This window comes from Pseudomonas sp. W2Jun17 (assembly GCF_023127795.1).
Taxonomy (GTDB): Bacteria; Pseudomonadota; Gammaproteobacteria; order Pseudomonadales; family Pseudomonadaceae; genus Aquipseudomonas; species Aquipseudomonas synxantha_A.
This window is the reverse complement of the sequence record NZ_SPKO01000040.1, coordinates 79,288-98,085: the sequence shown is the minus strand read 5'-3', so window position 1 is coordinate 98,085 and position 18,798 is coordinate 79,288. Positions and strand designations below refer to the sequence as shown.

Here is an 18,798-nt window from a genome sequence, read left to right as displayed (position 1 = left end):
ATACATCAGGTAGAGCCTGGCGGGCCTTGGATGCGGTTACTTCAGTTGCAACTTGTGCTTCAGGCTCTGCATGACATCCGCCTTGTTTTGCAGGTAGTCATTCAAGCCCCGGGCACGCAGGTTGCACGCATCGCAGTTGCCGCAGCCGGAGCCAATGACGCCGTTGTAGCAGGTCAGCGTCTGCTCGCGCACCAGTTCCAGTTGGTTGTGGTAATCGGCCAGGGCCCAGGTTTCGGCCTTGTTCAGCCACATCAACGGGGTGTCGAGGCTCACGTCGTATTCCATGCCCAGCTTGAGGGCCTGGTTCAATGCCTTGACGAACTCGTCACGGCAATCGGGGTAGCCCGAGAAGTCGGTTTCGCACACACCGGTAATCACGGCCTCGGCCTTGACCTGGTAGGCGTAGATCGCAGCCAGGGTCAAGAACAGGATATTGCGGCCCGGCACGAAAGTGCTCGGCAGGCTTTCGCCTGAGCTGTTAACGGTCGGTACCGGAATGTTGTCACGGGTGAGGCTGCTGATCGCCAGCTCATTGAGCAGCGACACATCCATCACTTTGTGCACGGTGGCGCCCAATTGCTTGGCCAACTTGCGGGCCACTTCGATTTCCGCCACATGGCGCTGACCATAATCGAAGGTGATGCAGTGCACTTCGTCATACTGCTTCAATGCCTGGATCAGGCAGGTGGTCGAGTCCTGCCCGCCACTGAAGACCATCACGGCTTTTTTACTCATTGCATTGCTTCCTGCATTTGTAGAATTGGGGTGTAGGAGCGAGGCGGGCGGCTAGCCCTTGCTCACGAAAAACGTCAACGATAACGCAGCGTATCCGGTTTAGCGCAGCGCTCAATAAAAAACCCCGCGCGTCTTTCGAAGGCGGGGCTTTTTTACTGCAAGACCACTCAGTGCGCGTAGGTCAGCAACAGCTCTTTCGGTACCTGGAAATCCAGGGACATCATCACGCTGAGCGCGGTGATGGTGAAGATCGAGAACACGAAGAGCTTGCGCGCCCAGACGGTGTCGTCCACCGCCTTGTAACCGGTCCAGGCCATGTACAACCAGTACATGCCCATGGCGGCGGCTACGGCGAGGTAGCTCATGCCGGCGTAGCCACTGAAGGTCAACATCAAGGTCGCCACGAGGAACGCCAGGATGTAGAGCAGGATGTGTTTCTTGGCCACCTGAATGCCACGCTTGACCGGCAGAACCGGAATCGACGCAGCCAGGTAGTCATTGAAGCGGAAAATCGCGATGGCGTAGGAATGCGGCATCTGCCACAGGCTGAACATCACCAGCAGCACCAGCGCGGCCATGTCGAAGCTATTGGTTACAGCCACATAACCAATCACCGGCGGCATCGCCCCCGACAGGCTGCCCACCAGCGTGCCGTGAACCGACTTGCGCTTGAGGTACAGGCTGTAGAGGCCGACATAGATGACAAAACCGATCACGGCAAACAGCGCCGCCAACGGGTTGGCCACCTTGTACAACAACACTACGCCCGCAACACCCAGGATGGTCGCGAAGATCAGCGCCAGCTTCAGGGAAATAAGCCCCTGGACCAGCACTCGATTCTTGGTGCGTTCCATCTTGATGTCGATGTCACGGTCGATGCAGTTGTTGAACACGCATCCGGAAGCAACCACCAGGGACGTACCGATCATCGCAGCCAGGAAGATGGCCAGATCGACATGTCCCTTGGAGGCCAGGAAGAAACCGCCCGCCACAGAAAGCACGTTACCGAAAATGATCCCCGGTTTGGTGATTTGGATAAAGTGCTTAAGCGACATCGGGTCTTACCTCACTTCGCCATCATGTAGGTGTGGATGCTGAACATGATCCACAGCGACAGACCAACCAGCAGAACGATCACCAGGCCTGCGAACACAAACGCGATCACATTCTCGCGCTGCTCTTTGGAGCGATCCAGGTGCAGGAAGTACACCAGGTGCACCAGGACCTGAATCACCGCGAACGCCAGGACGATCATCAAGGTGATCGACTTCGGCAAGGTTGGGTACATCACCAGGCCGAACGGGATCAGGGTCAGGATGACCGACAGGATGAAGCCGATGGCGTAAGACTTTACGCTGCCGTGGCTCGAATCGTGGCTGTCATGGGAGTGTGCATTAGCCATTACAGAGTCCCCATCAAGTAAACGACGGTGAATACGCAGATCCAGACCACGTCCAGGAAGTGCCAGAACAGGCTCAGGCAGCTCAGGCGGGTCTTGTTGGTGTTGGTCAGGCCGTGCTTGTTGACCTGATAGATCATCACCGCCATCCACAGCAAACCTGCGGTTACGTGCAGACCGTGGGTGCCGACCAGCGTGAAGAACGCCGACAGGAAACCGGAACGGCTAGGACCGTAGCCTTCGGAGATCAGCAGGTGGAACTCGTTGATCTCCATGCCGATAAAGCCCAGGCCGAACAGGAAGGTCAGGCCCAGCCAGGTCATCACGCCCTTCTTGTTGCCTTTGTAGAAGGCCAACATGGCGAAGCCGTAGGTGATCGAACTGAACAACAGCAAGGCGGTTTCGCCGAGCACGTAAGGCAGTTCGAAGATGTCGTGGCCCGACGGGCCACCCGCTACGTTGTTTACCAGTACCGCGTACACCGCGAAGATCGACGCAAACAAGATGCAGTCGGTCATCAGGTAGAGCCAGAAACCGTAGACGGTTATTGGCCCCGAGTCGTGGTGATGGTCATCGTGCCCATGGTCATCGACATGGGCGTGTCCAGCATTGGTCACTAAGTTCGACATGGTTTAAGCCTGTTCCAACGAGGTTTCTACACGGTTGGCCGGAATCTTCTTCTCGGCTACCAGGCGAGCGTGCTGCTCGGCTTCGATGCGTTCGATCGTTTCGACCGGCACCATGTAGCCTTGATCATCACGGGCAGCGTGAATGATGAAGTAACCGATAGTGCCCACCAGGCTCGCGATTGCCAGCCACCAGATGTGCCAGATCATCGCGAAACCGAACACGGTCAACAGCGCACCCATCACCACGCCAGTGGCGGTGTTGTTTGGCATGTGGATCGGCTCGTAGTGCTTGGGCTTCTGGTACGCAGTACCGTCTTCCTTGGCTTCGGTGAAGGCATCAATGGTGTTCGCAGTCGGGATCACAGCGAAGTTGTAGAACGGTGGTGGCGACGAGGTCGACCATTCCAGGGTGTGGCCGTTCCATGGGTCGCCGGACTCGCACATGTTCTTCTTGCGATCACGCACACTGACGTACAGCTGGATCAACTGGCAGGCGATGCCCACAGCGATCATCACCGCACCGAACATGGCAACGTACAGGTACGGTACCCACTCAGGGTTGGTGGTGGCGTTCAGACGACGGGTCATGCCCATGAAGCCCAGTGCATAGAGCGGCATGAACGCGACGAAGAAGCCCGAGATCCAGAACCAGAATGCAGCCTTGCCCCAGCCTTCGTGCAGCTTGAAGCCGAACGCTTTCGGGAAGTAGAAGCTGAAACCAGCGATGTAGCCAAATACCGCACCACCGATGATCACGTTGTGGAAGTGCGCGATCACGAACAGGCTGTTGTGCAGCACGAAGTCAGCACCCGGGATGGCCAGCAGTACGCCGGTCATGCCGCCAATGGCGAAGGTCACCATGAAGCCCAGGGTCCACAGGACCTGGCTGGTCATGCGCAGACGACCGTGGTAGATGGTGAACAGCCAGTTGAATAGCTTCACCCCCGTCGGGATGGAAATCAGCATCGTCGCCAGGCCGAAGAAGGCGTTGACGCTGGCCCCCGAGCCCATGGTGAAGAAGTGGTGCAGCCACACCATGAAGCCCAGTACGGAGATCGCGCCCGATGCGTAGACCATCGAGTGGTGACCGAACAGGCGCTTGCCGGTAAAGGTCGAGATCACTTCGGAGAAGATACCGAACGCTGGCAGGATCAGGATGTACACCTCAGGGTGACCCCATGCCCAGAACAGGTTCACGTACATCATTGGATTGCCACCAAGCTCATTGGTGAAAATGTGGAAATCCAGGTAACGGTCAAGCGACAGCAGCGCCATGGTAGCGGCAAGGATCGGGAACGAAGCCACGATCAGCACGTTTGCCCAGGTGCAGGTCCAGGTGAAGATCGGCATGTCCATCAGTTTCATGCCAGGGGCGCGCATTTTCAGGACGGTGGCCAGGAAGTTGACCCCCGTCAATGTCGTCCCGAGTCCTGATAACTGTAGGGCCCAGATGTAGTAGTCCACACCCACGCCCGGACTGTATTGCAAGCCCGACAATGGCGGATACGCAACCCAACCGGTCTTGGCAAATTCGCCGACGCCCAGGGAAACGTTGATCAGCACCACGCCGGAAACCAGCAGCCAGAAGCTCAGGGAGTTCAGGAACGGGTAGGCAACGTCACGCGCACCAATCTGCAGCGGCAAGGCAAGGTTCATCAAGCCGGTGAAGAATGGCATCGCCATGAAGATGATCATGATCACACCGTGGGCGGTGAAGATCTGGTCATAGTGTTCAGGTGGCAGGTAGCCAGGCGAACCCTCGGTGGCCATGGCCAACTGGGTACGCATCATGATGGCGTCGGCAAAACCACGCAGCAGCATGACCATGGCAACGATGACGTACATGACGCCGATTTTCTTGTGGTCGACCGAGGTCAGCCACTCGGTCCACAGGTAGGACCACTTCTTGAAGTACGTAATACCCGCAACCAGTGCCAGACCACCCAGCGCGATCATGGCGATGGTCACCATCACGATCGGCTCGTGGAATGGGACCGCGTCCCAACTTAATTTACCAAACATCGTTTACTCCTCTGCCCCAGCAGTTGAATGCGCGCCTGTATCAGAACCTTCAACCGCGGCCACTTCTTTCTTCTCGTGCTTGACCGGCTTGCCTGGCTTCATACCTTCGTACTTGTCGACGATTTTCTGAAACAGGTCCGGCTCATACGCGGAGTACAAGGCGACAGGGTTGTTCTGGCTTGGTTTGGTCAGGGCGTCGTATTCAGCTTGATCAAGCTGTTTAGGTGCGGCCTTGACTGCAGCTACCCAGGCGTCGAAATCTTCCTGGCTTGTCGAGATCGCTTTGAATTTCATGCCGGTGAAGCCAGCGCCGCTGTAGTTGGCGGAGATGCCTTCCATTTCAGCTTTCTGGTTGGCGATCAGGTGCAGGCGGGTCTGCATGCCTGCCATCGCGTAAATCTGGCCACCCAGTGCAGGGATGAAGAACGAGTTCATCACGGCGTCGGAGGTGATCCGGAAGTTAAGCGGGGTGTGCTCCGGGAAGCGGATCTCGTTGACGGTGGCGATACCCAGGTCCGGGTAGATGAACAGCCACTTCCAATCCAGCGCGACCACTTGGATGTTCACAGGCTTCACGTCGGATTCCAGTGGACGGTACGGGTCCAGAGCGTGGGTCGACTTATAGGTGATGTAACCCAGGGCGATAATGATGAGGATCGGGACCAGCCACACCGCGATTTCGATCTTGGTGGAGTGCGACCACTTCGGCGCGTAGGTGGCGCTGGTGTTGGACGCGCGGTATTTCCAGGCGAAGGCGAAGGTCATCACGATCACAGGAACCACAACCAGCAACATCAGCAGGGTAGCGGTGATGATCAGGTTTCGTTCATCCAGACCGACCTGTCCTTTTGGGTCGAGCAAGGTCCACTTGCAGCCTCCCAGCATTAAAAACATGCCAAGCAGCGGCAAAAAGCCTAGTAATCGGGGGTACCTGTTTTTACTCATCTCACGACCTCTAAAGCAGCTTGCGCAATGCAGTTGGGTTTTGATCGCCAACACTTCACCCTGCCAAGGGTTGGCATTTCTCTTCGATTGAATAAGAGCCTGCCCGACACGTCATAACTGTACGTTTCACGGACCTGCAGTGAGTTCTTATTCGATTTCGTGGCTAAAGGCCTTGTTACAGACCAATTCCATTTGGTGCGGATAGTTGAAAGGCTGCCGGAACCTGGGGTCGCACAGAGCCTTCCATCTGCTCCTCGACCGCTCCAATGCTCAAATATTGAACAGCACCGGACATTCAGTGCGGGCGATTGTAGTTAGCTAGCGATGTATAAACCATGTCTTATAAAGAAATAATTTTTATCGATTCCAGCAACAATCCTTCACCAAAGTTGCAAAGATTCGCGATCTTATCGCGTTCGATTCTCAACAAAAACCACAAAAATTGCCGTGTTATTGGGCAGATTGCCACTTCCCTTACAGCCTGTAAGGGCATGACCAATGGATGCAAGTGCCCATAAACCAAGGGATTCGCAGATCCATCAAGCTCTCCAGACTCGCGCCCGTCACGGCACGGCCAGGCCCACGAACTGACAGCACAATTTGTGCGCCGGGTGCAAATTTAAGGGTCGATTCGGCGGGTCAGAAACGTCCTGCGACAGCGTCCGTGTGACAACATGTCGCACGCTGCGCGCACCTTAAGTTGCCCCTCGTCACAGCGCTTTCACAAATCCCTACAAACCAAAACGCTCCGGCCTACTCAAGAAGGCCGGAGCGTTTTGTCGCTGCGAGGGGTCAGGCTTTGGGATGACGGTTGCGGTAGATACACAGGGGTACCAGGACCACTGTCAGCACGAACGCCACCAGCGCCCATTGGGCCAGGGACAGGCCGAGGATCGGCGGGTAAGGGGTGCTGCAGAAACCATCGACCTGGAACCCCAGGGGAAACACTTTGGCCAGGGGCAGATCATCGACGATCGGTTGCAACACATCGATGCCGCAGCTGACCTGAGGAAAGAACTGGGTGTACACATGGTGGCCGGCGGCGGCCACGCCGCCCAAGGCGCTGAGCACCACCAACCCTTCAAAGAAGGTCACCGCGCCTTTGGTGCGCATGGCGGCACCGATAAACGCGAAGACCGCAATCAGCAGCAAGGCATAGCGTTGCAGGATACACAGCGGGCACGGCGCTTCGCCCAGCACCACTTGCATGTACAGCGCGCCGCCAATCAGCGCCAGGCAGATAATGCCCAGCAACACCAGAAAGCGCCGCTCCCTGCCCAAACGCATGTCGTCAATCATCCCCGTCTTTCCCTTTCTCTGATTATGGTTGTGCCTGATGGCAACAAGTTTACACACAGGCAGTGGTTAAAACAGAGAGGGGTTAACAGCGGATTAATCATGGTAAATGTAGTGATTATGCGGACGCCACCGCGGGCAAGCCCGGCTCCCACAGAGAACGCATTCCAATGTGGGAGCCGGGCTTGCCCGGGATGATGCCGATACGGTCAATGGGCTAAAATCTATTCAAGCGCCGCCGCCGGGCCGAAGAACTCATAGCGAGCCTGCTTATCCGGCACACCCAGGGCCTTGAGGTGACGCTTGATCGCCGCCATGAAGCCCTTGGGCCCCAGGAAGTACGCATCGATATCACGGTCTTCGGGCAACCAGGCCGCCAGTTGCTCCTGATTGAGCATCCCGATCTTGTCCGCCGCCGGGCTGATACCGTCATCCTCGGCGTAGCAGTAGAAGCGCTTGAGCTGCGGGTGCTTGGCCGCCAGGGTGTCCACCCAGTCACGGAACGCATGCACCCCGCCATTACGCGCACAGTGAATAAAGTGCACCGGCCGCTCGCTCGCCAGGGCTGCTTCGAGCATCGGCAGGGTTGGCGTAATGCCCACCCCGCCGCTGATCAGCACCAGCGGCTTATCGCTGGCAGCCAGGGTGAACTCGCCCGACGGTGGAAACAGGTCAACCGTCGCGCCAACGTGCATCTGGTCATGCAGGTAGTTGGACACTCGCCCGCCGGCTTCGCGCTTGACGCTGATGCGGTACATGCCGGTATCGGTGAGGGCCGACAGGGAATAGTTGCGACGCACCTCTTCGCCGTCGAGGACCAACTTCAGGCCGATGTACTGGCCGGGCTCGGCAGCCAGGATCGGGCCATTGTCCACTGGGGCGAAATAGAAGGAGATGATCTCGTCACTCTCCTCCACGCGCTTGACCAACAGGAATGGTCGCGCCCCCCGCCAGCCGCCGGGCGCCTGGGCTTTTTCGTCGTAGATGGCCGCTTCGGCACCGATCAAAATGTCCGCCAACTGGCCGTAGGCCGCGCCCCAGGCACTCATCACCTCAGGGGTGGCAATCTCGCTGCCCAGCACTTCGGAAATAGCCCGCAGCAAGCAGGCACCCACAATCGGGTAATGCTCCGGCAGGATCTGCAAGGCCACGTGCTTGTTGATGATCTTGGCCACCAGGTCACCCAACTGGTCCAACTGGTCGATATGCCGCGCATACATCAGCACGCCATTGGCCAAGGCCCGGGGCTGGTCGCCGCTGGCCTGGTGGGCCTGGTTGAACAGCGGGCGGACTTCGGGATACTCGGACAGCATCATGCGGTAGAAGTGGGTAATCAGTGCTTCGCCGCCGCTTTCCAGCAGGGGCACAGTGGATTTGACGATGGCACGGTCTTGGGCACTTAGCATGGCAGACTCCTGGGTCTTTTTACTCATTACCTTTAGGTAGTCAGTATTCGTGCCAACTAATAAATTCTTAATTTTCAACAGCTTAGATATTTTGTAGTCAATATGACTTCTTACGCTTTATAGTCATATCGACTACAAGGAGTCATTATGACTGCAAAATCGCTGCTCACCGCCCTGCTGCCGCTAGTCGCCGACGTGTCCCGCGAATTGCCCGAAGGCGAGCGCTACCGCCGCCTGCTGCAAGCCATGCGCGCCCTGCTGCCGTGTGATGCCGCCGCGCTGCTGCGCCTGGATGGCGAATGGCTGGTGCCGCTGGCGGTGGATGGCTTGAGCGCCGATACCCTGGGCCGCCGTTTCAAGATCAGCGAACACCCGCGCTTTGAAATATTGCTCAGCAGCCCCGGCCCTACCCGCTTCGACAGCGACAGCCAATTGCCCGACCCCTATGACGGCTTGGTCGCCGGTTTGCACGGCCACCTTGAAGTCCACGACTGCATGGGCTGCCCGCTGTTTATCGACGACCAGCCATGGGGCCTGCTGACCCTTGACGCCCTCGACAACGAACGCTTTGAACGGGTCGAACTGGACGCGCTGCAAGCCTTCGCCAGCCTGGCCGCGGCCACGGTCAATGTGGCTGAACGCATTGAGCGCCTGGCGCTACGGGCCGAGGACGAGCACCAGCGCGCCGAAATCTATCGCCAGGCCAGCGGTCAGCAGCACAAGGAAATGATCGGCCAGAGCAAAGCGCACAAACGGCTGGTCGAGGAAATCAAGCTGGTGGGCGGCAGCGACCTGACCGTGCTGATCACCGGCGAAACCGGGGTCGGCAAGGAACTGGTGGCCCAGGCGATCCATGCCGCGTCATCGCGTGCCGACAAGCCGATGATCAGCCTCAATTGCGCCGCGCTACCGGAAACCCTGGTAGAGAGCGAGCTGTTCGGCCATGTGCGCGGTGCTTTCACCGGCGCGTTGAATGAGCGACGGGGCAAATTCGAACTGGCCAACGGCGGCACGTTGTTTCTGGACGAAGTGGGTGAACTGTCATTGAGCGTGCAGGCCAAGCTGCTGCGCGTATTGCAAAGCGGCCAGTTGCAGCGCCTGGGCTCGGACAAGGAACACCAGGTGGACGTGCGCCTGATTGCCGCCACCAACCGCGACCTTGCCGAAGAGGTGCGCAATGGCCGCTACCGCGCCGATTTCTACCATCGCCTGAGCGTGTACCCGCTGCAAGTGCCGGCGCTGCGTGAGCGCGGACGGGATGTGCTGCTATTGGCAGGCTTTTTCCTCGAACAGAACCGGTCGCGCATGGGCCTGGGTAGCTTGCGCCTGACCAGTGACGCCCAGGCGGCGCTGCTGGCTTACAACTGGCCGGGCAATGTGCGCGAACTGGAACACCTGATCGGACGTAGCGCGCTCAAAGCCTTGGGCAACTGTCGCGAACGCCCGAAGATTCTCAGCCTGAGCGCCCAGGACCTGGACTTGCCTGACATCAGTGCAGCGGTGATTGATGTACCAGTGCAAGCCGCGCCCATCGCCACTGGCGACCTGCGCCAGGCCACCGAGCACTATCAGCGCCAGATCATCAGCGCCTGTCTGGAACGTCATCAGCACAACTGGGCCGGCGCCGCCCGCGAACTGGGCCTGGACCGCGCCAACCTTGGGCGCATGGCCAAGCGCCTGGGCCTGAAATAGACCAGGCAACTCGGTTAAATGTGTTTCGCTTGGAAAACCGGGTTTACCGGTTTGGGTTTACGAAACACCAATACATTCCCCAACATCACCAGCACCAGCCCCACCAACGCCGGCGCCGTCCACTGGTAGCCCTCGGCGAATGCGGACACATTCAACGCCACCACCGGAAACAGCACGGTGCAATATGCCGCTTTTTCCGGCCCCATGCGGCCGACCAGGGTGAGGTAGGCGGTAAACCCAATCACCGAGCCCGGGATCACCAGGTACCACAGCGCACCGATATACCGTGCGCTCCAGTCCATCTCGAAGGGAATGCCACGCACTGCGCAATAGGTCGCCAACATGGCTGCCCCATAGGCCATGCCCCAGGCATTGGTGGTCAACGGTTTGAGCCCGGCCTTCTGTTGCAGGCTCGACAGCATATTGCCCGCCGAAAAACACAGCGTTCCCAGCAGCGCCAGGCCCAGCCCGAGTAAGGTCTGCGGGCTGGCGGTATGCCCGGCCAGTTCCGGCCAGAACAGAAAGCCCAGGCCCAGCAGCCCCAGCGCGCCGCCCGTCAATACGTTACGAGCAACCCGCTGGCCGAAAAACACCCGGGCATTCAGGGCATTCCACAAGGTCGCCGTGGAAAACACCACGGCGACCAGGCCACTGGGGATCCACTGGCTGGCGGTGAGAAAGCACATGAAGTTGACGCAGAAAAGGCACAGCCCTTGGGCCAGGCAAATCAGGTGCCCGCGGCGGTTCATCACCTGCAATTTGCGGCTGAGCAGCAACAGCGCGAACAGCACCAGCGCCGCCAGGCCGAAGCGATAGACAATCGACACGGGAATCGCCACCACGCCCAGTTGCCATTTGAGCGCGATCCAGGTGGTACCCCAAATCAGCACCGTGAGTAAGTACAAGAAGAGGTTCATAGCAGGCTCCGACGATTGAGCCACAGTGTTGCGGTTAATCGCCCTGAGGTTCTTGCACATTCTTGCGCTTTTGTCGGGTGACGGGCTCACAGCGCTCGCCGCCGGGAGTAGGATGCAAGGCGTCGGAGAACACACCATGCCAGAGCTGGAATCGCTGCACGTCTTTCAATCCCTCAACCGCTCGCCCCACGCACGCCTGGAAGCCTGCGCCGAGCTCGGTGACGGTTTGTCTGCGGCCGTGTGGAGCAACCACCACGATGCCCAGGACTATCAGGCGCCCAGCCATCACACCTTGTCCTGCTATATCGGCGGCGGCACTGGCACCTTTCGTCGCGACCGACCGGGTACCAAGGGCGGCCCCGACAAATTGTGCATTCTGCCGGCCGAGCACCAGTCGGCGTGGGTGATCAATGGCGAGATTCGCCTGGCCCACGTGTATTTCAGCCCGGAGCAATTTGCCCTCGGCTGCGTCACCCTGCTGGACCGCGAGCCGCGGGAATTGCAGTTGCGTGAGACGACCTTCCTTGAAGACGCCCGCCAGGCCCGGCGCTTTCACCAGCTGATTAGCCTCAACTGGCTCGAACCCGCAGAGCGCTTGCTGACCAGCAGCCTGGCCCATGAGTTGCTCAGCCACACCCTGCTCAACCAGGTCGGCGTACGCGAGGGCCTGCGCCTCAAAGGCGGGCTGGCGGCGCACCAACGGCGGCGTCTGGTGGAGTACATCGACCACCATGTCGAAGACCCCATCAGCCTCGGCCAGTTGGCATCGATGTGCGCGCTGTCGGAATACCATTTCGCCCGGATGTTCCGTCAGAGTTTCGGCGTGCCGCCCCATCAATACCTGCTGGCACGCCGTCTGGCGCGGGCGAAGACCCTGCTGCGCAGCAGCACGCTGCCCCTGGGTGAGGTGGCTTTGAGGTGCGGTTTTTCCAGCGCCAGCCATTTCAACCAGCGCTTTCGCCAAGCCTTGGGGGCCACCCCGGGCGAATACCGCCAGGCATTACGCGCCTAGGCCATCAAGCCCAGCGTCGTCGCCTTGGCCACCGCCTGTGGCGTGAAGATGGCGCATGAATGGGGTGGATAGAGGGTTATCAGAAGAGTCGATGAACGCAGCACAACTGTTGCGTAATTGGTAACAGTCCTTGTCCTGAACTGCTATTACTCATTTTGTTACAAGCGACTATTCTTACCTCGCTTTCAGGGCAAATGGCCCGCTCCCTGCTTGGGGAGAACAGCAGATTTACAACGGATTGATCCCGTATTCAGTCTGTTACCGGTGTTCACTGACGTTGATTTGTCGCTCCTTGATCCAACGTCTTACTTCGGCCGCTGCTTATGCAGCGGCCTTTTTTATGCCTGAAATAAAACGGGGCGTCATCGACGCCCCGCGAGATTCAATGATGTTCCGGCAATGATCAGAGGCTGAACTTCTGCAAGTTGGCCATCATCTCCTTCAATGCCTCAATGTTGTCCTTGGGATGTGCAGCCCCTTCGAAATCACAGATCTGCTGCCAATGCGCCGCCACTTCGTCCGGCGAGAAGCCCGCTTCGGGATCAAACCCCACCCCCAGGCTGCGCTCCCAACGGGTCTTGCCGATCCAGCCGCCACCCACTTCGAACAACCCTGAAGTTTCCTGGCAGGCTTCACTGCCCAAATACACCACCAACGGGCTGACCAGTTCCGGCTTGAGCCGCTCGAATACCTGGGGCGGGATCAGCCCTTCGGTCATGCGCGTACCGCCGGTAGGGGCGATGGCGTTGACCAGGATATTGTTCTTGCGCCCTTCCAGCGCCAGGGTGCGGGTCAACCCATACAGGCCCAACTTGGCCATGCCGTAATTGGACTGGCCGAAGTTGCCGTAGATGCCTGACGTGGAGGCGGTGAAGATCACCCGGCCATAACCTTGCTCGCGCAGATGGGGCCAGGCGGCACGCGTAACCTTGTAGGCGCCTTCGACATGCACCCGGTAAACCAGATCCCAGTCGCTGTCGTCCATCTTGTGGAAAGTCTTGTCGCGCAGGATCCCGGCGTTGTTGACTACCACGTCGATCCGGCCGAAGACATCCAGAGCGTTCTGTACGATCTTGTCACCGTCGGTGACCGAATCATGGTTGGCCTCGGCAATGCCGCCTGCCGCGCGAATCTCTGCTACCACCCGGTCGGCCGCCGAGGCGTTGGCGCCCTCGCCCTGGGTGGAGCCACCCAGGTCATTGACCAGCACTTTGGCTCCGTGCCTGGCGAACAGCAGTGCATGAGCACGGCCCAGGCCACCGCCGGCACCGGTGACGATCACGACCTTATCCTGGAACTGCACTGATTCACTCATACCGAACTCCGCTGGCGACAATGGGAATAGGCAGAGTGTCACGCACAGCGCCTTTGGTCACAATAAAGACGGCCGAGGCTGAATGGTGCTCGATAAGGCAGCAGGATGATACCCGCTGGAGAAGCCAGGCTCAGGAATAGACCGCTTGCGGCGAAGGCTGGCCGATGCGATCACGAAAGGCCTGGTAATGCCTGAGCACCTGCACCGGCGCCTCGATCTGCGGGTAATGGCCGATATCGGCCAGCAATACCGTGTCGGCGTGGGGCACCAGTTGCTCAAAGCGCTCGACCATATGGCCGCCGGAAATCGGGTCCACCTCGCCGTCGATCACCCGCATCGGCACGCTGCCGTGCTGCATGGCGGCCACCCAGCGATCACGCAGGCGTCGACGCTGGGGAATGTAGGCGATCAGTTTGTGCAGGATACGCGGCCCGTCATTGCAACTGATCAAACTCCAGAAATCATCCAGAGCGCTTTCACTGGGCCGCGTTCGCGGGCCGAATATCTGGCTGAAACTGCTGGCCAGGGCATTGCGCCCGTAAGCCCGGCCGATCATCCAGCCCAACGGGCTGAGCAATAACTTTTGCACCAGGGTGGGACGGTGGGTTTCCGGGAACAGCCCGCCGTTGAGAAAGACGCAACTGGCCATCTGGAACCGGCCTTCGTAATGCCGGGCAAGTAACTCCTGGGCGACGCTGTCGCCGTAGTCATGGGCCAATACATGCACCGGCTGCTCCACTCCCAGGTGTTCAAGCAACGCCTGTTGCAAGTCGGCTTGCTCCAACAGGCAATAGTCGTGGTTCAGGGGCTTGGCCGAGTCACCAAAACCGAGCATGTCGCAGGCAATCACCAGATTGCGCTGGGCCAGGGGCTGCCACAGGTAATGCCAATCCCAACTGGCGGTGGGGAAGCCATGAATAAGCAGCAGAGGCGTGCCCTGCCCGGCCACCCAGTAACGCAGGGTACGGCCACGAAAGACGAAGTCCTGGCCGCGTTTGCGCCAGGCTCTGAGCGGTATCTCGGCGAGTGGCATCAGCTTTTATACCCGGGGTTCTGGTGGTCCAATTTGCGCAGCAGCGCCGGCCAGGCCAGCGCACCTCCCATACCTTGGGCGCTTTTTGTGACAGCCGCCACCATCGCCTTGGCGCCAGCCAGGATTTGCGGCTCGATGGCAATCAGCTGCGCTGCGCCGTTTTGCGCCAGCACCTGGATCTCGCAGGCGCGCTGGAAGGTGAACATCATCAGGAAGGTATCGGCGATGGTGCCAGCACAGGTCAGCAAGCCGTGGTTATGCAGCATGAGGAAATTGTTTTGCCCAAGGTCCGCCTGCAAACGGGCTTTTTCCTCATGGTTCAGCGCTACGCCTTCGTAGGCGTGATAGCCGAGGCTGGACAGCACAAACAGCGACTGCTGACTGATGGGCAATACGCCTTGCTTTTGTGCGCAAACCGCCACACCGGCAGCGGTGTGGGTATGCAACACGCAGGTCACGTCATGACGCACTTCGTGGATGGCGCTGTGGATGGTATAGCCCGCGGGGTTGATCTCGTAGGGGCTGTCCATTTGCTTGTTGCCGGCCTGGTCAACCTTGACCAGGCTTGAGGCCGTGATTTCGTGGAACATCAGCCCATAAGGGTTGATCAGGAAATCTTCCGTGCCCGGCACCTTGGCCGAAATATGCGTGAAGATCAGATCATCCCAACCATGCATCGCCACCAGGCGATAACAGGCCGCCAGGTCAACGCGGGTTTGCCATTCGGCAGCACTGACCTGGGCTTTGATGTTTTCTGGCGATGATGCAGGGGCTAGGCTCACGGCAACGTCCTCCTTGGCGCACTTGTTATTGTGTCTAAGTGAGAGCCAGTCTAGTCAGACGCCGTGGCACAAGGAGTTGCCTTCGCAGCCAGCTTGATGACTGAGCGAGTCAGCCAAGAGAATAGTACAACGGCCGCCCCTTCGCTCAACCGCGCAGCGCGACGACCAGTTCAGCCAGCCAAGGCTCGGCGTCGGCTTCCGGGGTCACGCTTTCGCTGGCGTCCAGGCGCAGCATCGGCAGCACTTCACGCACGCCCAACTCGCCGAACAGTTCGCGCATTTGCTCGCCGCCACCGCAGAACGTATCGCCATAGCTGGCGTCACCCAGGCCGATGACCGCGCCCGGCAGCCCGCGCCAGGCGGCGGGGAGTTGGTCGCGAATGCTTGAGTACAGCAGTTGCAGATTATCGGGCAACTCGCCCATGCCGGTGGTCGAGGTCACCGCAAGGAACGCATCGGGAGCAAACGCCTGCACCTCGCCCAGGCTGGCGCGAGGGTTGTGCCAGGCTTCAAAACCGGCGTCCTTGAGGATTTTTTCCGCATGGCGAGCGACTTCTTCAGCCGTACCGTAGACCGAGCCGGAAAGGATGGCGACTTTCATCAATCTGATCCTGTAGTTGAGTCAAAGCCTGGGATATTAGCAGTCTGTGCCGATAATTCAGCGCGCAGCGTGCAAGAATCAAGACTTGCCTTAAACTTGCACCGTCAAACACAAGCCATGGACCGCTCAATGATTAACGCCAAGCTGCTGCAAATGGTCGTCAATGCCTCAAACGATGGGATCGTCGTTGCCGAGCGTGAGGGCAAGGACAAACCGCTGATCTACGTCAACCCTGCGTTCGAACGCCTGACCGGCTACACCCTGGACGAGATCCTTTATCAGGACTGCCGCTTCCTCCAGTCCGGTGACCGTGACCAGCCGGCACTGATGGCCATTCGTGAAGCCCTCGACAACGGCGGCGCATGTCGCGAGATCCTGCGTAACTACCGCAAGGACGGCACTCACTTCTGGAATGAGCTGTCACTTTCGACGGTGTACAACGAGGCGGACAGGCAAACGTATTTCGTCGGTGTGCAAAAAGACGTCACCACTCAAGTCAAGGCGCAGCAACGCGTCGCCCAGTTGGAAACGCAGTTGGCCGAGCTTAAAAACGAGCTCGCGGCGCTCAAGGCGACGAGTGGAATTAACAAACTGTAAAAAACCCAGTCTTTAGAGCGATAATGGCTTTTTAATGCCTCAGCCTTGAGCTAGATCAATGCACCGCGACACGCTTTTGACGCAGGACGAACTGGACTTTATCCAGGACATGCAGCACAACCCGCAGCTCAATCTGCGGGATGCGTGGTCGAGCCTGACGGTTAATGGCGGCGCGCAGATTCGTGATTTGCTCACGCGGCTGGCCGCTCACGACCAAGTCACCATCCAGGCCCAGTTCGACAACCAGCAGCTCACCTTCCCCCTGCGCTTGGTGGAAGATGAGTTTCATGCGGTGCATCTGCGCCTGGGCGTGCCGAGCATTTTCGAAGACGGGCCGATGATCCGCCCGTGGCGCCTGGCCCTTGAAGCGCCCGTGGCGTTGGAAAACGTCAAGGGCTACCCCAGTGCATTGTGGGTGCACGAAGTATCATTCAAGGGTGTACTGGTAGAAGTGCGCGGCCGGGCGAAACCGCCCAAGACCTTTTCCCTGTGGTTCAGCCCTTCCGGCTACGAACGTATCGCGCTTCGCGGCACGCTGGAGCGGGAAACTGCCCGAGGCCTGTTCGCTTACCGCCTGAGCCAGAGTGATGCAGATGAGACCGAGCGCCTGCGCCAGTTCATTCTGCACCAGCACCGCCTGGTTCATCCCCACGTGCACGCCTGAGTTCAGGTATCCAGGTGACCACTGAGAAACTGCTGCAAGCGGCGCTGCATCAAACGTCCGTCATTGCCCAGGCAACCTATCGATGAGCCTGCCAGGCTGTGCTCGGCGAGGTCCGAGGCATCGCCAGCCAACAGCAACGGGCAATTGAGCGTCAATGCCAGGCGACTGAGCCGCGAAGGCAGTTCTGCACCGGGAGAATGGTTGGAAAACAGCACCAGGGCTTGTGGCCGAGTTCTCTCGCAGACCAGCGTCAACTCATCGAGCGGTTGGCCAACACCCAGGACTTTTACCGCGAGCTTGTCGCTGGATATCAATAAACCCGCGACCAATAGTTCCAGCTCACGACACTCGCCGGCAATGGCGGCCAGCAACACCCTCGGTGCCGGTGAAGCACACGCCAATTGCAGCCGTTGAGCGGTGCGCGAACGCAGGAAGTTGTCGAAAAACAGCCATTCGCTGGCTTGGCCAAAACGCCCCTGGTGACGCAGCAGTTGCTGCCAGAGGGGCATCATGATGTCCTGAAATACGACGGTGGTTGAATAAGCGCTGAAGATTTGTCCGTACAACTGCCCCAGTTCACGATCATCAAAAGCGCTGATGGCCACCCGCAGTTGCGCCTGCCACTGCTGCCATTCCAGTTCGATATCGCTGCGTGACGCCGTGGCCAGCTCGCCGGGCCGTTGATCACGCGCCAGGATCTTGCCCACTTTGCTCACCGCTACGCCGCGTTCGATCCAGTCAAGAATGCGATGAACCGTGTCGATATCGGTGCTTGAGTACAGCCGATGCCCACTTTCGGTGCGAACGGGCTGAATCAAGCCATAGCGACGCTCCCAGGCACGTAAAGTCACCGGGTTAACGCCTGTAAGTCTTGCCACTTCACGAATTGGAAACAGCACTTCGGGGTCAGCGTGACTATCAGGTGATGCTTCAAGAGACGGAGCAATGATTTGGGGCATCAGCTGTCAGCAATATCCATATGGATTTGTATCTTATTTAACGCCCATTGATGCCCATGATTCAAGATCTACGGCGATCCATCCGAAGTTTCTGGCGTATTTCGGCAAAACAGGAATAATCCTTGCCTGTTTTTTACGTCGCTGCAGCACCCCGCAGCCTCGTTCGTGCGCCGCTTACCCGGCCCAGCGCACTCGATACCTGGAGATACACCATGTCTACCTCACCCGTCACGTTGATGGTTGCGCGCCGCGTCGCCAAAGGTCGCTACGAAGAATTGATGGCTTGGCTGCGCGAAGGCGAGCAATTGGCCACTGACTTCCCGGGTTACCTGGGTTCCGGCGTACTCGCCCCGCCACCCCATGATGATGAGTTCCAGATCATCTTCCGCTTCGCCGATGAGAAAACCCTGCACGCCTGGGAATTTTCCGCCTCGCGCAGCGCCTGGCTGAGTCGCGGAAGCGAGCTGTTTGCCAACCCTTGCGAGCGTCGTGTCAGCGGTATCGATGGCTGGTTTGGTGCCGTAGGGGCACGCCCGCCGCGCTGGAAACAGGCGGTCGCGATTTGGCTGGCGTTCTTCCCGGTGTCATTGTTGTTCAACTTCGGTCTCGGCCCGCTGCTTGGCGAGTTGGACCTGTTCAGCCGTGTACTGGTCAGCACCGCCGCCCTGACGCCGCTGATGGTTTACCTCTTTATTCCGCTCTCGACGCATCTGTTGGCGAACTGGCTGCACCCCTCGCCACCGCGCAAAGTCACCGAAGCCGCCGTATGAGCACAGGGGCCGGGTCGCTGGTAT

At 59.0% G+C, this 18,798-nt stretch carries 19 protein-coding genes; 5 read left to right on the top strand and 14 right to left on the bottom strand.

Features of this window, described 5'->3' with window-relative positions:
• Positions 1 to 36 precede the first annotated feature (36 nt).
• From queC to hmpA, 8 genes are all read right to left on the bottom strand, one after another.
• The gene (gene queC / locus E4O98_RS26560; protein WP_032879562.1) at positions 37 to 735 is read right to left on the bottom strand and encodes a 7-cyano-7-deazaguanine synthase QueC; all 699 of its coding nucleotides are present in this window, start codon (positions 733 to 735) and stop codon (positions 37 to 39) included.
• Between the two features lie 167 nt (positions 736 to 902).
• On the bottom strand, positions 903 to 1,790 hold the full coding sequence (gene cyoE, locus E4O98_RS26555) for a heme o synthase (RefSeq protein WP_005791249.1): 888 nt from the start codon (positions 1,788 to 1,790) through the stop codon (positions 903 to 905).
• A gap of 11 nt (positions 1,791 to 1,801) precedes the next feature.
• Complete coding sequence (gene cyoD / locus E4O98_RS26550; RefSeq protein WP_003194051.1) at positions 1,802 to 2,137, bottom strand: cytochrome o ubiquinol oxidase subunit IV; 336 nt, start codon at positions 2,135 to 2,137, stop codon at positions 1,802 to 1,804.
• Complete coding sequence (locus tag E4O98_RS26545; protein WP_248136709.1) at positions 2,137 to 2,763, bottom strand: cytochrome o ubiquinol oxidase subunit III; 627 nt, start codon at positions 2,761 to 2,763, stop codon at positions 2,137 to 2,139. The genes cyoD and E4O98_RS26545 overlap by 1 nt, the downstream gene beginning before the upstream one ends.
• A gap of 3 nt (positions 2,764 to 2,766) precedes the next feature.
• Complete coding sequence (cyoB, locus tag E4O98_RS26540) at positions 2,767 to 4,785, bottom strand: cytochrome o ubiquinol oxidase subunit I (RefSeq protein WP_005791254.1); 2,019 nt, start codon at positions 4,783 to 4,785, stop codon at positions 2,767 to 2,769.
• Positions 4,786 to 4,788: 3 nt separating this feature from the next.
• Positions 4,789 to 5,730: a ubiquinol oxidase subunit II gene (cyoA, locus tag E4O98_RS26535; protein ID WP_005791256.1), complete on the bottom strand. Its 942-nt coding sequence runs from the start codon at positions 5,728 to 5,730 to the stop codon at positions 4,789 to 4,791.
• Between the two features lie 792 nt (positions 5,731 to 6,522).
• The gene (locus E4O98_RS26530) at positions 6,523 to 7,029 is read right to left on the bottom strand and encodes a disulfide bond formation protein B (protein WP_032879561.1); all 507 of its coding nucleotides are present in this window, start codon (positions 7,027 to 7,029) and stop codon (positions 6,523 to 6,525) included.
• A 221-nt stretch (positions 7,030 to 7,250) separates the two neighbouring features.
• Positions 7,251 to 8,432: an NO-inducible flavohemoprotein gene (hmpA, locus tag E4O98_RS26525; protein ID WP_032879559.1), complete on the bottom strand. Its 1,182-nt coding sequence runs from the start codon at positions 8,430 to 8,432 to the stop codon at positions 7,251 to 7,253.
• Positions 8,433 to 8,579: 147 nt separating this feature from the next.
• Between hmpA and norR the strand changes: the two genes are divergently transcribed.
• The gene (gene norR, locus E4O98_RS26520) at positions 8,580 to 10,124 is read left to right on the top strand and encodes a nitric oxide reductase transcriptional regulator NorR (RefSeq protein ID WP_248136706.1); all 1,545 of its coding nucleotides are present in this window, start codon (positions 8,580 to 8,582) and stop codon (positions 10,122 to 10,124) included.
• 14 nt (positions 10,125 to 10,138) lie between these two features.
• Here the strand turns inward: norR and E4O98_RS26515 are convergent, their stop codons facing one another.
• Entirely contained in the window at positions 10,139 to 11,041 is a 903-nt protein-coding gene (locus tag E4O98_RS26515; RefSeq protein ID WP_032879555.1) for a DMT family transporter, read from the bottom strand.
• 136 nt (positions 11,042 to 11,177) lie between these two features.
• On the opposite strand from E4O98_RS26515, the gene E4O98_RS26510 reads away from it, so the two are divergent.
• The gene (locus E4O98_RS26510) at positions 11,178 to 12,053 is read left to right on the top strand and encodes an AraC family transcriptional regulator (RefSeq protein ID WP_223017920.1); all 876 of its coding nucleotides are present in this window, start codon (positions 11,178 to 11,180) and stop codon (positions 12,051 to 12,053) included.
• Between the two features lie 403 nt (positions 12,054 to 12,456).
• Here E4O98_RS26510 and E4O98_RS26505 read toward each other — a convergent pair whose 3' ends face one another.
• The 4 genes from E4O98_RS26505 to E4O98_RS26490 form a co-directional block, all read right to left on the bottom strand.
• Positions 12,457 to 13,368: an SDR family oxidoreductase gene (locus E4O98_RS26505; RefSeq protein WP_032879553.1), complete on the bottom strand. Its 912-nt coding sequence runs from the start codon at positions 13,366 to 13,368 to the stop codon at positions 12,457 to 12,459.
• 130 nt (positions 13,369 to 13,498) lie between these two features.
• Positions 13,499 to 14,401: an alpha/beta hydrolase gene (locus E4O98_RS26500; protein WP_032879552.1), complete on the bottom strand. Its 903-nt coding sequence runs from the start codon at positions 14,399 to 14,401 to the stop codon at positions 13,499 to 13,501.
• Positions 14,401 to 15,183: a class II aldolase/adducin family protein gene (locus E4O98_RS26495; RefSeq protein ID WP_005791271.1), complete on the bottom strand. Its 783-nt coding sequence runs from the start codon at positions 15,181 to 15,183 to the stop codon at positions 14,401 to 14,403. Before E4O98_RS26495 ends, E4O98_RS26500 begins: the two co-directional genes overlap by 1 nt.
• 145 nt (positions 15,184 to 15,328) lie before the next feature.
• On the bottom strand, positions 15,329 to 15,784 hold the full coding sequence (locus E4O98_RS26490; protein ID WP_032879551.1) for a flavodoxin: 456 nt from the start codon (positions 15,782 to 15,784) through the stop codon (positions 15,329 to 15,331).
• Positions 15,785 to 15,913: 129 nt separating this feature from the next.
• On the opposite strand from E4O98_RS26490, the gene E4O98_RS26485 reads away from it, so the two are divergent.
• Both E4O98_RS26485 and E4O98_RS26480 read left to right on the top strand, forming a co-directional pair.
• Positions 15,914 to 16,381 (top strand): PAS domain-containing protein, encoded by a 468-nt coding sequence (locus E4O98_RS26485; RefSeq protein WP_032879550.1) that lies wholly within the window; start codon positions 15,914 to 15,916, stop codon positions 16,379 to 16,381.
• Positions 16,382 to 16,439: 58 nt separating this feature from the next.
• Positions 16,440 to 17,045, top strand: a complete 606-nt coding sequence (locus E4O98_RS26480) for a hypothetical protein (RefSeq protein WP_032879549.1) — start codon at positions 16,440 to 16,442, stop codon at positions 17,043 to 17,045.
• Between the two features lie 2 nt (positions 17,046 to 17,047).
• Here the strand turns inward: E4O98_RS26480 and E4O98_RS26475 are convergent, their stop codons facing one another.
• Positions 17,048 to 18,004 (bottom strand): MerR family transcriptional regulator, encoded by a 957-nt coding sequence (locus E4O98_RS26475; RefSeq protein ID WP_032879548.1) that lies wholly within the window; start codon positions 18,002 to 18,004, stop codon positions 17,048 to 17,050.
• 212 nt (positions 18,005 to 18,216) lie between these two features.
• On the opposite strand from E4O98_RS26475, the gene E4O98_RS26470 reads away from it, so the two are divergent.
• Positions 18,217 to 18,774 carry an antibiotic biosynthesis monooxygenase gene (locus E4O98_RS26470; protein ID WP_032879547.1) on the top strand — a complete coding sequence of 186 codons (558 nt, stop codon included), beginning with the start codon at positions 18,217 to 18,219 and terminating at the stop codon, positions 18,772 to 18,774.
• Positions 18,775 to 18,798: the final 24 nt, after the last annotated feature.